Here is a 13,988-nt window from a genome sequence, read left to right as displayed (position 1 = left end):
CCAGGGTGTTGATTTATCACTGCAGTTCGCCGTATCCCAACTGTTTATACACCGCTTTCGCCTCCTGCGGACCTTTCACCGGTATCACCGGGATAAAGGTTTGCACCGGCAGTTTCTGACCGGCAAAGTAGCGGGCCACGTTGTCGGCGGAGGTCTGGCCAATCAGATGCGGCTGCTGCGCGACGTTAGCCACAAACGGACTGCCGGGCTCTGCCATGATCTCCAGCGTCTCCGGACCGGCGTCGATGGCCGTCACTTTCACGTCCTTATCACGGCCGGTCTCTTCCAGTGCCTGGACGATACCGATGGCCGGTTGATCCCAGCAGGCGACATGGATGGCGTCCAGTTTGCCTTTCGGATACTGGCTGAGTAATTCGAGGGTTTTCTTCCGCGCGTCTTCCGGCGAGTTGGCGAACTGTTCCGCGAGCTCAGGCTGGATAATATGAATATCCGGATAATCCTTAAGGACATATTTCCACTGATCGTAGCGAATTCCGCAAATACGCAGCGCGCTGGAGAACGCGTTAAATACGGCGACGTTGCCTTTGCCGCCTAATTCATCCGCCATGTAGCGGCCGATGGTCGAGCCTAAGGTGTAGTTATCGGAGGTGGTATTGTTGACCGAATATTGAGAAACATGATCCACGGTAAATACCGGGATACCAGCATCACGCAATGCTTTAAATTTTGGTTCGACGGCGCTGTCGCCGAGAATACTAATTACCGCGTCCACCTTGCGTGACAGTAAAATATCGTGATTATTGGCATGAACCTGATTATCGCGACCGCCATCGACGCCAATGACTTTGCCCCCCAGTTTCTCCACTTCCTCTGTCGCACCTTTAAAGGCCTCGCGATCCCAGAAATGCTGAGTGCCGACAACGGCAACGCCAATGGTTTTTCCCTGTAAGGAGAGGGCGTCTGCGGCAGTGACGCTCAGCGAGGCAAGGGAAAGCAGTCCCAGCGCGGCAGGCAATAATTTTCTCTTCTGCGACATTGTTATTATGATCCTGTGATGAAGGTGGTTGCGGACCGGTAGCATGACAAGAAGCACCTCGCCACCTCAAATACAAAATAAGTCTAAGTTATGCCGGGAATGTTATATCGCAGAAACGCCAGAGAAAAATGTTATTTTGCCATCGGGAACCTGAAAATATTTCATGATGCAAAATATACCTTTTTATTTTGTGGTTTTATTTTTGACTTTTTCCGTGTTTATTTAACGGATAAAGACGGCTTTCTGTTTATTGTGATGGCGTGGAGAAATACGGCCCTTGCAGGGAAATGCAGGTGATTGCGCGGGCTAATACTTTTTTTAGCAGAGTAATGTCTGGCTGGGACGGGGATATTTCCGTCATTTCCTCGATTTATTTTAACGAGTTTTTTGGCTGAGAAGAACGCGAGTGCTATGAAGAAACAGCATAATTATACGGTGATGCACTGGGGAACGTGGCAGGTGGAGAGCCGCGAGGGCGATATCGTGGCGGTTAATCCGGTGCCCTGGGATAAAAATCCGTCACGCATTGGTCAGTCGCTCCCCGACGCGGTGACCAGCCAAACGCGCATTCGCCGTCCGGCGGTGCGCGCCGGCTATCTTCAGCAGGGCCCAGCGTCACGAGAAGGGCGAGGCAAGGAGCCCTTTGTCGAAGTCAGTTGGGAGGTGGCGCTCGACCTGCTGGCTCGCGAGCTGCGCTCGGTCAAGGCGCGCTGCGGCAATGAGGCGATTTACGGCGGCTCCTACGGCTGGGCCAGCGCTGGACGCTTTCACCATGCGCAGAGCCAGCTGCACCGGTTTCTCAAGGGATTTGGCGGGTACACCGCCAGCACCAATACCTATAGCAGCGCCGCGGGCGAGCGCATTCTGCCGCATATTCTCGGGCCGTTGAGCCCGCTGCACCGTCAGCATACCCATTTTTCCGAGCTGGCGCGGGAGTGTCAGCTGTTTGTCGCCATCGGCGGTCTGCCGCTGCGCAATGCCCAGGTCAACGGCGGCGGCGCCAATGACCATATGCTGCCGTACTGGCTGGATAAGATGCAGGCCAACGGCACCCGATTTATCAATATCAGTCCGGTGCGCAATGACCTCAGCGCGGTGCCCGACGCCGAGTGGCTGGCCATTCGGCCGGGCACCGATACCGCACTGCTGCTGGCGCTGAGCTATGTACTGATCGCTGAGTCTCTCTACGACCAGGCGTTTGTTGCCAGCCATACCGTCGGGTTTGCCCCCTATCGCGCTTATCTGTTGGGCGAGCACGACGGCGTAGCGAAAACCCCGGCGTGGGCGGCGGCGATTACCGGCCTGGATGCCCAGCGCATCGCCGACCTGGCGCGGGAGATGGCCCGCCACCGGACGATGGTGAATATCTCCTGGTCTATCCAGCGCGCCCGTCAGGGGGAGCAAGCCTACTGGGCGACGGTGGCCCTGACCGCGCTGCTGGGACAGATCGGCACGCCGGGCGGCGGCCTCGGATTTGGCTACGCCTGCACTAACCTGGCAGGCGCGGTGCGAAAAGCGTTTTCCGGCCCACGCTTACCCGCCGGGGAGAATGCGGTGGATAGCGTTATCCCGGTGGCGCGGCTGTCCGATATGCTGCTGCACCCGGGAGAAGCCTATGAGTTCGACGGTCAGCAGCTGCGCTATCCCGACATCCGTCTGGTTTACTGGGCGGGAGGCAATGCGTTTCATCATCATCAGGATATCAACCGACTGTGCGAGGCCTGGCGCCGTCCGGAGACGGTGGTGGTGCATGAGCAGTACTGGACCGCGCAGGCTAAATTCTCCGATATTGTCCTGCCAGCCACCACCTCGCTGGAGCGAGAGGATATCGGCAGCGGCGGTCACGACGGGTTTATGATCGCCATGAGCGCGCAGATCCCGCCGGTGGGCGAAGCGCGTGACGATTACGCCATTTTCCACGATCTGGCCGCTCGGCTGGGCTTCGGAGAACAGTTCAGCGAGGGGCGGGACGCCGGGCAGTGGCTGCGTCATCTCTATGAGGAGTCAAGACCGCGGGCGCAGGAGGAGGGTATTGCGCTGCCCTCGTTCGAGGACTTCTGGCAGCAAGGGGTGCTGGAGTACAGCGCGCCGGAGCGGCCGCAGATCTTTCTCGCCGATTTTCGCGCTGATCCGCAGCGCTATCCGCTCTCCACGCCCTCCGGCAAGATTGAACTCTTTTCCGCTACCGTCGCCGGGTTTGGCTATCGTGAATGCCCTGGCCATCCGTGGTGGGATGAACAGGAGGCCGCCCGGCAGCGGCAGGAGGCGGCGCGGTGGCCGCTTCATCTGCTCTCCAGCCAGCCGCGTGCCCGCCTGCACAGTCAGTACGACCACGGCAGCGTCAGCCGGGCGACGAAAATTCAGGGACGCGAGCCGCTGTGGATGCATCCGAGCGATGCGCAGGCAAGAGACATCCGCGAAGGCAGCGTGGTGAAGGTCTATAACGACCGCGGGGCGATTCTGGCGGGCGTGCACCTGAGCGAGCAGATTTTGCCCGGCGTGGTACAGATGTCCACCGGCGCCTGGTATGACCCGCTGGATCCCAATGAAAAAGGAACGCTCGATAAGCACGGTAATCCCAACGTGTTAACCGAGGATCGCGGCAGTTCGCGCCTGGGGCAGGGCTGTAGCGCCCAGAGCTGTTGGGTGGAGATCGCCCCGTGGCGTGAGGCACTGCCGCCGATCACCGCCTTTGATCCGCCGAGGTTTATTGAGGTTTAGGCGTTGGCGCTCGCCGGCGGCGGGGCGGGTAGTCCGGAGGAGGCGCGGTATGCGCCGCCTCCGGCAAAGCCCGCGCCTGGCGGTTTAAGACTGACGACAGTTTGACGTTACGCCAGCCGCGGGTAGGCGCTGGCGATATCGTCACCGGTAAACTGGGCGATCCAGCCTTCCGGGTTATCAAAAATGCGAATGGCGGTGAAGTTCGGTTCTGAACCCATATCAAACCAGTGCGGGGTGTGGGCGGGAACCGAAATCAGATCGTTCTTTTCGCACAGTACCTGGAACACCTCGTCGCCAATATGCAGGCAGAACAGGCCGGCGCCCTCGACAAAAAACCGCACCTCGTCTTCGCCATGGGTGTGCTCGTTGAGGAATTTTTCCCGCAGCGCCTCTTTTTGCGGGTTATCGGCGCGCAGGCTGATGACGTCCCAGCTCTGGTAGCCCTTTTCGGCGACCAGTTTATCAATCGCATGCTGATAGGCGGCAATCACCGTTTCCGGGCTGGGATTTGCGCCGAGGTCGCGGTCGGCCTGCCAGCGCTCGAAGCGGACGCCTTTGGCGTTCAGTTGATCCTGAATCGCTTTGGCGTCGGTGCTGTGCCAGAGCGGTGTTTGCGGATCGGTCACGGAAAAAAGAGTTAATGCGCTCATGCTGGGATCTGCTCCGGATGAATGTCGTCAAAACGCTGAACCTGAGGATGGTGGCTCGCCGGGTCGCGGTCGCCGCGTACCAGCTGGATCGTTCGCAAACCTGCAGCCTCGGCGGCGTCGAGCTCCTGATGGATATCCGACAGGAACAGGATGGTGCCAGGGGCATGGCCCAGGTGTTCAGCAATGTTACGGTAGGACTGCACCTCGCGTTTGGCGCCTACCAGGGTATCGAAATAGCCCGTGAACAGATGAGTAATATCACCTTCATCGCTGTAGCCAAATAACAATTTCTGCGCGGCAACGGAGCCTGAGGAATATACATACAGATCAATGCCCTGCGCTTTCCATTTCTCCAGCGCCGGCAGTACGTCCGGATAGAGATGGCCGGTAAAGTCGCCGTTGAGATAGCCGTCACGCCAGATGATCCCCTGCAGCGCCTTTAGCGCCGTGGATTTACGGTCTTCGTCCATAAAGGCGAAGAGGGTAGTGATAAGGTCGGCGGTGCTGGCGGCCGGGGCGTCTGTCTCGCGGCGCAGGTTGTCGAGAATGGTTTTGACGGGCTCAGCGTACTGCTGAGCGGTCACAAAGCCGGCCAGTCGTTCGCGGGCGTAGGGGAACAGCACGTTATGCACGAAGCGGATATCGCTGGTGGTGCCTTCTATGTCGGTCACGATGGCGCGGATCATGGTTTCTCCAGAGTGGCGTGGCGCGGAATAACATTAGCATTTAGACGTCTAAGCGTCTTGATTGCCAAATATTAACATCGTGTTATAGTGGCTTCAACAACAGCATTACAATCGGTATAAAAAGAATGAGCAATAACCCTTTGATTCCAGAGAGTAAACTTCCTGCGCTCGGCACAACGATTTTTACCCAGATGAGCGCCCTGGCCCAGCAGCATCAGGCCATCAACCTGTCACAGGGCTTTCCCGATTTCGACGGCCCGCGCTATCTTCAGGAGCGTCTGGCCTACCATGTGGCGCAGGGGGCGAATCAGTACGCCCCGATGACCGGCGTGCCGGCGCTGCGCGAGGCGATCGCCGGGAAGACAGCGGAGCTGTATGATTACCTGCCCGACGTCAATAGCGATATCACGGTCACCGCCGGCGCGACGGAGGCCCTGTACGCGGCGATCACCGCTCTGGTGCGCCGCGGCGACGAAGTGATCTGTTTCGATCCCAGCTATGACAGCTATGCTCCCGCGGTGGCGCTGGCCGGCGGCGAATTACGCCGTATTGCGCTGCAGCCGCCGCATTTTCGCGTCGACTGGCAGCAGTTTGCTGCGGCGCTGAGCGATAAAACCCGTCTGGTGATCCTCAATACCCCGCACAATCCATCAGCTACCGTCTGGCAGCGCGAAGATTTTGCTGCCCTGTGGCAGGCGATTGCCGAACGCGAGATCTATGTCCTCAGCGATGAGGTCTATGAGCACATCTGCTTTGCCGAGGGCGGCCACGCCAGCGTGCTGGCGCATCCCCAGCTTCGCGAGCGGGCGGTGGCGGTCTCCTCGTTTGGCAAAACGTTTCATATGACCGGCTGGAAGGTCGGCTACTGCGTAGCCCCGGCGGCCATCAGCGCCGAACTGCGCAAGGTGCATCAGTATCTGACCTTCTCGGTGAATACCCCGGCGCAGCTGGCGATCGCCGACATGCTGCGCGAAGCGCCTGAGCACTATCGTGAGCTGCCGGCGTTTTATCGGGAACGTCGCGATCTGTTTATTGAAGCGCTGCGCCCAAGCCGGCTGGAACTTCTGCCCTGTGAAGGGACCTATTTCCTGCTGGCGGACTACAGCGCCATTTCCGATCTTGACGACGTCAGCTTCTGCCGCTGGCTGACGACCGAAGTCGGGGTGGCGGCGATCCCGCTCTCCGTCTTCTGCGCCGATCCGTTCCCGCACAAGCTGATCCGCTTATGCTTTGCCAAACAGCCGGCGACTCTGTTGGCTGCGGCGACGCGTTTGTGCCAGCTGTAGTCACTTAATCGTCCACGCCTGGGAGAACTGGCGGCCAGCGAACATCTCCGTGAGGCCGCTAATTTGCTTCAGGCGCAATACCTCATCGGCATCCATCCCCAGCTCTTTGCCGATTTTCTGTGGCGTCCAGCCAAGCTGGGTCAGTTCGCGGACAATCTCTGACATGGCGTGGATTTGGTGGCGCCCGCGCGCCCGGTTATGGCGTATGGTCGCTGCCATCAGCCCGTCACGCGAGGCGGCTTCACTCGTCAGGCAGGTCACTGGCAGATAACCTTTCAGCGTTTTTTTCAGCACCGCTTTGCTGCAGGCCAGCTCATGACGGTGAAAACCGTCGACAATCGTATACGACTGCGGGCTTTGCTGGATGACGACGACCGGCTGGGTAAAGCCGTCGGCTTCCAGCGACGTTTGCAGCAGGCGTTTTTCCGGTGGCGCCACGTTATTCGGATTGTAGTCGTTGGGGATGACCTGCTCCTGTTTTACCCACAGCACGCAGTCAACGGGCTGGGAGCGGAAGGGACTGCGCTGGTGGAGCACCTGACGAAACGCATTGATTGCCTCGATGCGCGCCTCGTCATCCAGCGTTTGCAGATAAGCGTCCAGCGCCTGCGTCAGTTGTTGTTGCATAATATCCCCCATTGTTGGCGATGTTTTTCCATGCGTTTACGGTAGCGCTGATAGTGGCTGCTTTTGGTCGGGCTAAACGAAAGCTGACGGCACCAGTAGTCGTTATTGAGCAGCACTTTGCAGACCCGCCGCCAGGACGGGATATCTTTGGTGCCAATGTCCGCAGGCTGGGTGTCCGGAATATCTTCCATGCCTTTTTTCTGATACCAACGCAGGTAGACGGCGATTTTGTTGCGGTAGTGCTCGGCAGTGGTTTCCGGCATGCTGTCGAGCAGGAACAGCGCATAGCTTTTCCATGTCAGGTGGTCGGGCTTGTCGATTTTTCGGTGGCCGTAAAATTGATTATCATGCCCGGCATAGACCCCGCCGCTGTGTGCGCCGCTCACCCGCTGACACATTGCGGCCCAGCGCTCAGGCTCCAGCACATGGTAGAGCCACAGCCCCTGGCGCTGCTCCGGACCGAACGGTTCGCAGATGCGCATATAGCGCAGCGGCACCCCGGCCTGATACATCAGATCGTACAGAGGGTTATAAGACTGCCGGCTTTTGGCAAACCAGGTCCAGATGTCGGCCGTTTTCCAGTCATAGAGCGGGTAGATGTACCAGGCGTGGCCGCCCGGCGCCGAGGTGGTCCAGGGTTTATCATCGGCGAAGCGTTGTTTACGCTGCGAAGAGATGGCCATAAAGCGATTCAGTGACTCGTCGGCGCGAATGCCCACCAGCACGGCGGCGGGGCGCCGCTGTGAAAACCACTCGGCGAAGTGGCTGACAAAGGACTCAAAGCTCATCCCCGGTTGATAAAATGAAAAATAGCCCGGGTGGGTAATCGCCCAGGGCGGCGGCTGACGGACCCAGTCGGCCCCGGGCTCCCAGCATTGCCATTGCGGTTTATACTGCGTCAGCGCGTTTTGGGTGGTGAGCGGCAGGGCGACCCAGTAAAAGGTTTCGACAACATCCGCATACAGCGCACGCAGTTTTTCGCAGTGGGCGATGGTGCAGGAGAACTGCGCTTCCCAGTCAATAAACAACACACTGATTTTTTTACCCTGTAACCGCGCCGCCTGGGCGGTTAAATGCAGCATGACGGTGGAGTCTTTTCCACCCGAGAAAGAGACGCAAACGCGTGAAAAATTATCCAGCACCCACTGGATGCGCTGCTCAGTTGCCTGCAGCACCGATTCCGGTAAGGGATATTTAATAAACGACATGACCATTAATCCTTTAATAGTAGAGCTTCCCGTTTGTTCAGTATAAACGATGAGCGCTGCGAAATTAATGGTCGATCTGCATTCAAACAGAGTGTGAAAACAGGTGGGCAGTTACTCACTATTATTAAGTTGTGGGCGTGATATATCTCTGTCATTCATTAGAATGGAGATTAATTCAGATAGAAAATGATTTTGTGTAGATGATTGATGGTAGTTAATGTATATCGTGATCTCTGGAAAAAGTGCCTCTATATCGAGAGCGTGAAGTGGCATGGCCGGGGAAATAAAATCATATAAATAGGAGGGGATGAAGCCAATTAAGTCGGTTTTATTGATCATGTTAAGAATGGTCATAAAAGAGTCGCTGCGAAAGGCAATATTACCCGGATTTAACCATGGCGTGCTGCTTTGCTGGACGCGCTGAATGACAGGATCGTTGGTGATATAGTGGGTGAAAAATTCCTGCGCCAGCGCTTCAATCGACGTGAGTTGATCTCGCCGCGGATGGTCCGCCCGGCAAACCGCCAGCGTCTGCACCGTCTGATAGGGCTGACAGATCGTGGCGCGGTTGGTAATAGGCATTCGGGTGAACACCAGGTCCGCCTGGCGATACGCCAGCAGCTCTTCAGCCGATTCCGTGGTGGTCAGGTTATGGTGCTCAATCTGCAAATTGGCCTGATGACAGAGCTCATTAATCATAAAATGGCTATTCACTGAACAGAACAGCGGAGGGCCATATATCACGATACGTTTACGCAGTTCGGAGCGATTATTGAGATTGATGGTTTTTTCCAGCTGTTCGAGATTTTGTTGCAAATGATAATGAAGATTGACACAGGCGGTAGTGGGCGTCATCCCTTTCCCAACGCGAACAAATAACGGATCGTTTAACTGCTGGCGCAAACGCTGCAACGACTGGCTCACCGCTGACGGGGTGATAAATAACATGGCGGCTGCTTTGCTAATGCTCAAATGTTGATAGATACATTCAAAAATAACCAATAAATTCAAATCGAACTTTTTCAGATCGTAAAGATTTGCCATTAATGCAGTCCTGTGTATTATCAGCGCGGGTGGAAATATTCTTAGTGAGAATGTTGATTGGCTTAATATTTGCGGTGTGAATTTAATTACCGGACTATAACGTTAAGTTCTGCTTAATATATCTTATCGTCGACAGGGGCGCCAGCGGTCGTTGTTATCTGGCGCCATTATGCAATGGGATTATTCTTGTTCGCCCATCATGATCTGCAGTTTTTCTTTATCCGGCAGGCCGACCACCTGCTGCAGCATATTATCCTTATTCATATAGTAAATGGCTGGCGTGACGTTGGCCCCCAGTTCGTCCATCAGTTGCTGATTAACGTTGAGCACTTTCATTTTCTCCGGCGGAATAGCCTGCGGGATCGTCAGGGCCATTTTCCCATTCGATTGCTCATAATCATGCCAGGTCTTCGCCGGATCCTTGGTGGCCAGAATCGCGGCGGCGGTGGCCGGGCTTTCGGGCTTGATCACCCCCACCAGCAGGGTGCGGATCTGCACTTTACCGGCTTCCACCCAGGGGCGGGACTGCTGCCAGAACTGTTTACAGTAGGGGCAGAAGGGATCGGCAAAGACATACAGCACGATGGGGGCGTCCTTATTGCCATCCTGCAGCCAGTGGGCGCTGGCCATCTTCTTCCACATCTCCTGTCCTGCCGGCGTGTAGAGCTCTTTTTGAAACAACTGCTCGCTGAGGTTGTTGCCGTTCTCGTCATACATATAGCCGGAAATGGCATGTTTGCCGTCCGGCGTGAGGTAGATGGCGACCCCCATGTCCTGGTATTTGCCCAGCCAGCCTTTCATTCCCCCTGGCGCCTCAAAGGGTTTTATAATGGTAATGCCCTGTTTTTCAATCGCTTTTACCGGAGCGGGGAGCTCCTCCGCCTGGCTACATAACGGAAAAAGGCTGAGCAAGAGAAGACGCTTTAACATGAATATTCCTTGTAAAATCAGCAGGAAAGGGCAAAACGATTGTCGAACCTATCACAGTCATAGGCAAGATCAGCAGAATGACGGATTGCCCTTTGCTGGCGTGGGTGATGTAATCCTGGATGCTGTTACATTAAGGTAATGTAGAGCGCAACACATAGCCAGTCTGACTGGCGCTGAACCTACCTTCGGGTATTTCAGGTAACGGGGCCGCCTGAAAGGGTGGCCTTTTTACTTTTGTCGCGGCAAATGATGCGAAAAACAGCGATCAGCGCTGAACGCGTCGACAGGTTCACAGAGTTGTCTTGTTCCGGTTGTTAGATAACGCTTATTGATTCGATAATGTAAACGCATTGGTCGGGTCAGGAAAAATTCGTTAACTTAGACCTCAACGAAAACACGGAGGAAGTATAGATGTCCTTAATTAACACCAAAATCAAACCGTTCAAAAACCAGGCATTCAAAAATGGTGAATTCATCGAAGTCACCGAGAAAGACACCGAAGGCCGCTGGAGCGTCTTCTTCTTCTATCCGGCTGACTTCACTTTCGTCTGCCCGACCGAACTGGGCGACGTGGCTGACCATTACGAAGAACTGCAGAAGCTGGGCGTAGACGTTTACTCTGTGTCTACCGATACCCACTTCACCCACAAAGCGTGGCACAGCAGCTCTGAAACCATCGCGAAAATCAAATACGCGATGATCGGCGACCCGACTGGCGCCCTGACCCGTAACTTCGACAACATGCGTGAAGATGAAGGTCTGGCTGACCGTGCCACCTTCGTGGTTGACCCGCAGGGTATCATCCAGGCGATCGAAGTTACCGCTGAAGGTATCGGCCGTGATGCGTCTGACCTGCTGCGTAAAATCAAAGCGGCGCAGTACGTTGCTTCTCACCCAGGCGAAGTCTGCCCGGCTAAATGGAAAGAAGGCGAAGCGACACTGGCTCCGTCTCTGGACCTGGTCGGTAAGATTTAAGTCTGTTTGTGCCCGGCGGCGCTACGCTTGCACGGGCCTACAAGATTGTAGGCCGGGTAAACGGCGTGCCACCCGGCAATCAATGGGCGCTTTCGCGCCCATTTTATTCCAACACCATGATGCAAGCGCATTCAGGCCGCCTGGACGAGGCCGCTTGCATGATGATGTTTTAAGCCCAGGAGATAACAATGCTCGACACCAACATGAAAACCCAGCTCAAGGCCTACCTTGAGAAGCTGACCAAGCCTGTTGAGCTGATTGCCACGCTGGATGACAGCGCTAAATCGGCAGAAATCAAGGAACTGTTGGCTGAAATCGCTGAACTGTCAGACAAAGTCACCTTTAAAGAAGACAACACGCTCGCGGTACGTAAGCCATCATTCCTGATTACTAACCCAGGTTCCGACCAGGGCCCACGCTTTGCAGGCTCTCCGCTGGGCCACGAGTTTACCTCGCTGGTGCTGGCGCTGCTGTGGACCGGCGGTCATCCGTCGAAAGAGGCCCAGTCGCTGCTGGAGCAGATCCGCGATATTGATGGCGATTTCGAGTTCGAGACTTATTATTCACTCTCCTGTCATAACTGCCCGGATGTGGTGCAGGCCCTGAACCTGATGTCGGTGCTCAACCCGCGCATCAAGCACACGGCGATTGACGGTGGGACCTTCCAGAATGAAATTACCGATCGCAACGTCATGGGCGTTCCTGCGGTGTATCTGAATGGCCAGGAGTTTGGTCAGGGGCGGATGACGCTGACGGAAATTGTCGCCAAAGTGGATACCGGTGCGGAAAAACGCGCAGCGGAAGAGCTGAACCAACGTGACGCTTACGATGTGCTGATTGTCGGCTCCGGCCCGTCCGGTGCGGCCGCGGCGGTCTACTCTGCGCGTAAAGGTATTCGTACCGGCCTGATGGGCGAGCGCTTCGGCGGTCAGGTGCTGGATACCGTGGATATCGAAAACTATATTTCGGTGCCGAAAACCGAAGGCCAGAAACTGGCCGGCGCGCTGAAAGCGCACGTCAGCGACTATAACGTCGATGTGATCGACTCCCAGAGCGCGACCAAACTGACGCCAGCGGCGACAGAGGGCGGCCTGCATCAGATTGAAACCGCCTCTGGCGCGGTGCTGAAGGCGCGTAGCGTCATCATTGCCACCGGGGCGAAATGGCGCAATATGAACGTACCGGGCGAAGATCAGTATCGCACCAAAGGCGTGACCTACTGCCCGCACTGCGACGGTCCGCTGTTTAAGGGCAAACGCGTAGCGGTAATTGGCGGCGGGAACTCCGGGGTAGAAGCCGCTATCGACCTGGCGGGCGTCGTAGAGCATGTGACCCTGCTGGAGTTTGCTCCAGAGATGAAAGCCGACCAGGTGTTGCAGGATAAAGTCCGCAGCCTGAAGAATGTCGACATCATTCTTAATGCGCAGACCACGGAAGTGAAAGGCGATGGCAGCAAAGTCACCGGCCTGCAATATCGTGACCGGGTGAGCGGTGATGAGCATCATGTCGCGCTGGCGGGGATCTTCGTCCAGATTGGCCTGCTGCCTAACACCACCTGGCTGGAAGGCGCCGTTGAGCGCAACCGCATGGGTGAGATCATCATCGATGCGAAGTGCGAAACCAATGTCAAAGGCGTATTCGCCGCTGGCGACTGCACCACCGTGCCGTACAAGCAGATTATTATCGCGGCAGGGGAAGGGGCAAAAGCGTCGCTGAGCGCCTTCGACTACCTGATCCGTACGAAAACCGCATAACAAGTCAGACAATAAACCTGCATAACAAAGAGGCTACCCTGGGGTAGCCTCTTTTTTTCTATTTCGTCATATTTACCTGACGACCATCACCGGGATATGGGCATGGCGGATCACGCTTGAGGCATTGGATCCGAGCAGGTGGGTACTGATGGACGGGTTGCGCGAGCCAATCACCACGACATCGGCGTTAATTTCGCTGGCCAGCTCGTTGACCATATCGCGCACGCTGCCGAAACGGACATGCAGCTTGATACGTGAGGGGTCAATGCTGAAATGGCTGACCATCGTCTGCAGACGAGTTTCCGCCTCATGCTGCAGGTGTTCTTCAAACCGCCGCAGATCGGCGGTAAAGCGGCTCATGGTGAAGCTCGCAGAGCCGGGTAATACGTGGAGCAGATGGATCACCCCGTCCTGCTGGGCCAGAAACTCCGCATGCCGGACGGCTTTATCGCTCAGCGCCATCTCAAAGACATCAACGGGCATAATGATAGTCTTATACATATGCAATCCTCCTTGTTCATTTGCGTCTATATCAACATATTATATGCGGATATAGTGTCATTCAGGTCGCAAAACTGTCAGTCAGGCAGGTGCAAAGCGTAAAAAAAGGTTAGCGGGGGAAGAAACAGCAGAAAGAGGATGTATGGACATCCTCTGAATAAAGCGCGAAACGCCTCAGGCAGCAGGGATTAGCGGTGGAATTCGCCAGCGGCTTCCGGCTGGTACAATAGCTCCAGCACTTCCAGGTGTGTCGATGCACCGCCCGGCAGCTCCCAGTGAATGGTGCTGCCGACTTTCAGCCCCAGCAGCGCGGCGCCCACCGGCGCGAGGACGGAGAGCTGGCTGGCGCTGTCAGTCACCTGAGACGGAAACACCAGCGTCCGCACGCGCTCTTCGCCGCTGGTTAAATCGCGGAATTTTACCTTACTGTTCATGGTGACGACGTCATGCGGCATCGCTTCCGGCGCCAGCATTTGCGCGCGGTCGAGCTCGTCATTCAGGGCATCGGCAACCGGTAAGTTGGCGAAAGCCGGCTGCTCCAGCAGCCTGTCGATACGTTCGGCATCCAGTTCGTTAATGATGATTGCGGGTCTGGTCATTGCATACTCC

General features: G+C 56.2%; 13 protein-coding genes. 4 read left to right on the top strand and 9 right to left on the bottom strand.

Features of this window, described 5'->3' with window-relative positions:
- Positions 1–16: 16 nt before the first annotated feature.
- Positions 17–997: a sugar ABC transporter substrate-binding protein gene (locus R0140_RS19920; protein WP_008805613.1), complete on the bottom strand. Its 981-nt coding sequence runs from the start codon at positions 995–997 to the stop codon at positions 17–19.
- Positions 998–1,408: 411 nt separating this feature from the next.
- Between R0140_RS19920 and R0140_RS19915 the strand changes: the two genes are divergently transcribed.
- Positions 1,409–3,718, top strand: a complete 2,310-nt coding sequence (locus tag R0140_RS19915) for a molybdopterin-dependent oxidoreductase (protein ID WP_032734964.1) — start codon at positions 1,409–1,411, stop codon at positions 3,716–3,718.
- 107 nt (positions 3,719–3,825) lie between these two features.
- On the opposite strand, the gene R0140_RS19910 is transcribed toward R0140_RS19915, so the two are convergent.
- Together R0140_RS19910 and mtnC are read right to left on the bottom strand one after the other, a co-directional pair.
- Positions 3,826–4,368 carry a 1,2-dihydroxy-3-keto-5-methylthiopentene dioxygenase gene (locus R0140_RS19910; RefSeq protein WP_008805615.1) on the bottom strand — a complete coding sequence of 181 codons (543 nt, stop codon included), beginning with the start codon at positions 4,366–4,368 and terminating at the stop codon, positions 3,826–3,828.
- Positions 4,365–5,054 (bottom strand): acireductone synthase, encoded by a 690-nt coding sequence (gene mtnC / locus R0140_RS19905; RefSeq protein WP_008805616.1) that lies wholly within the window; start codon positions 5,052–5,054, stop codon positions 4,365–4,367. Before mtnC ends, R0140_RS19910 begins: the two co-directional genes overlap by 4 nt.
- Positions 5,055–5,194: 140 nt before the next feature.
- Between mtnC and R0140_RS19900 the strand changes: the two genes are divergently transcribed.
- Positions 5,195–6,340: a pyridoxal phosphate-dependent aminotransferase gene (locus tag R0140_RS19900; protein WP_162494477.1), complete on the top strand. Its 1,146-nt coding sequence runs from the start codon at positions 5,195–5,197 to the stop codon at positions 6,338–6,340.
- On the opposite strand, the gene R0140_RS19895 is transcribed toward R0140_RS19900, so the two are convergent.
- The 4 genes from R0140_RS19895 to dsbG form a co-directional block, all read right to left on the bottom strand.
- Positions 6,341–6,967, bottom strand: a complete 627-nt coding sequence (locus tag R0140_RS19895) for an IbrB-like domain-containing protein (RefSeq protein ID WP_023297217.1) — start codon at positions 6,965–6,967, stop codon at positions 6,341–6,343.
- Positions 6,952–8,175 carry a phosphoadenosine phosphosulfate reductase gene (locus tag R0140_RS19890; protein ID WP_012968704.1) on the bottom strand — a complete coding sequence of 408 codons (1,224 nt, stop codon included), beginning with the start codon at positions 8,173–8,175 and terminating at the stop codon, positions 6,952–6,954. The genes R0140_RS19895 and R0140_RS19890 overlap by 16 nt, the downstream gene beginning before the upstream one ends.
- Before the next feature lie 111 nt (positions 8,176–8,286).
- Entirely contained in the window at positions 8,287–9,219 is a 933-nt protein-coding gene (gene citR, locus R0140_RS19885; RefSeq protein WP_008805620.1) for a DNA-binding transcriptional repressor CitR, read from the bottom strand.
- Positions 9,220–9,399: 180 nt separating this feature from the next.
- Positions 9,400–10,149, bottom strand: coding sequence for a thiol:disulfide interchange protein DsbG (gene dsbG, locus R0140_RS19880; RefSeq protein ID WP_008805621.1), 750 nt, complete (start codon positions 10,147–10,149; stop codon positions 9,400–9,402).
- Positions 10,150–10,560: 411 nt separating this feature from the next.
- On the opposite strand from dsbG, the gene ahpC reads away from it, so the two are divergent.
- Positions 10,561–11,124: an alkyl hydroperoxide reductase subunit C gene (ahpC, locus tag R0140_RS19875; protein WP_002894394.1), complete on the top strand. Its 564-nt coding sequence runs from the start codon at positions 10,561–10,563 to the stop codon at positions 11,122–11,124.
- 188 nt (positions 11,125–11,312) lie between these two features.
- The gene (ahpF, locus tag R0140_RS19870) at positions 11,313–12,878 is read left to right on the top strand and encodes an alkyl hydroperoxide reductase subunit F (RefSeq protein ID WP_008805622.1); all 1,566 of its coding nucleotides are present in this window, start codon (positions 11,313–11,315) and stop codon (positions 12,876–12,878) included.
- A gap of 72 nt (positions 12,879–12,950) precedes the next feature.
- On the opposite strand, the gene uspG is transcribed toward ahpF, so the two are convergent.
- Together uspG and rnk are read right to left on the bottom strand one after the other, a co-directional pair.
- The gene (uspG, locus tag R0140_RS19865) at positions 12,951–13,379 is read right to left on the bottom strand and encodes a universal stress protein UspG (protein ID WP_002894401.1); all 429 of its coding nucleotides are present in this window, start codon (positions 13,377–13,379) and stop codon (positions 12,951–12,953) included.
- Between the two features lie 188 nt (positions 13,380–13,567).
- The gene (gene rnk / locus R0140_RS19860; protein WP_008805623.1) at positions 13,568–13,978 is read right to left on the bottom strand and encodes a nucleoside diphosphate kinase regulator; all 411 of its coding nucleotides are present in this window, start codon (positions 13,976–13,978) and stop codon (positions 13,568–13,570) included.
- Between the last annotated feature and the right edge of the window lie 10 nt (positions 13,979–13,988).

Origin of the sequence: Klebsiella sp. w6 (assembly GCF_033100215.1) — a bacterium.
GTDB classification, from domain to species: Bacteria; Pseudomonadota; Gammaproteobacteria; order Enterobacterales; family Enterobacteriaceae; genus Klebsiella; species Klebsiella variicola.
Note: the sequence above shows the minus strand (reverse complement) of the source record. Positions and strands in the feature narration are given on the sequence as shown.

Excerpts from the sequence above, each read along its gene's own strand:
- R0140_RS19920 (WP_008805613.1), bottom strand. The coding sequence starts at position 997 with ATGTCGCAGAAGAGAAAATTATTGCCTGCCGCGCTGGGACTGCTTTCC.
- R0140_RS19915 (WP_032734964.1), top strand. The coding sequence starts at position 1,409 with ATGAAGAAACAGCATAATTATACGGTGATGCACTGGGGAACGTGGCAG.
- R0140_RS19910 (WP_008805615.1), bottom strand. The coding sequence starts at position 4,368 with ATGAGCGCATTAACTCTTTTTTCCGTGACCGATCCGCAAACACCGCTC.
- mtnC (WP_008805616.1), bottom strand. The coding sequence starts at position 5,054 with ATGATCCGCGCCATCGTGACCGACATAGAAGGCACCACCAGCGATATC.
- R0140_RS19895 (WP_023297217.1), bottom strand. The coding sequence starts at position 6,967 with ATGCAACAACAACTGACGCAGGCGCTGGACGCTTATCTGCAAACGCTG.
- R0140_RS19890 (WP_012968704.1), bottom strand. The coding sequence starts at position 8,175 with ATGTCGTTTATTAAATATCCCTTACCGGAATCGGTGCTGCAGGCAACT.
- citR (WP_008805620.1), bottom strand. The coding sequence starts at position 9,219 with ATGGCAAATCTTTACGATCTGAAAAAGTTCGATTTGAATTTATTGGTT.
- dsbG (WP_008805621.1), bottom strand. The coding sequence starts at position 10,149 with ATGTTAAAGCGTCTTCTCTTGCTCAGCCTTTTTCCGTTATGTAGCCAG.
- ahpC (WP_002894394.1), top strand. The coding sequence starts at position 10,561 with ATGTCCTTAATTAACACCAAAATCAAACCGTTCAAAAACCAGGCATTC.
- ahpF (WP_008805622.1), top strand. The coding sequence starts at position 11,313 with ATGCTCGACACCAACATGAAAACCCAGCTCAAGGCCTACCTTGAGAAG.
- uspG (WP_002894401.1), bottom strand. The coding sequence starts at position 13,379 with ATGTATAAGACTATCATTATGCCCGTTGATGTCTTTGAGATGGCGCTG.
- rnk (WP_008805623.1), bottom strand. The coding sequence starts at position 13,978 with ATGACCAGACCCGCAATCATCATTAACGAACTGGATGCCGAACGTATC.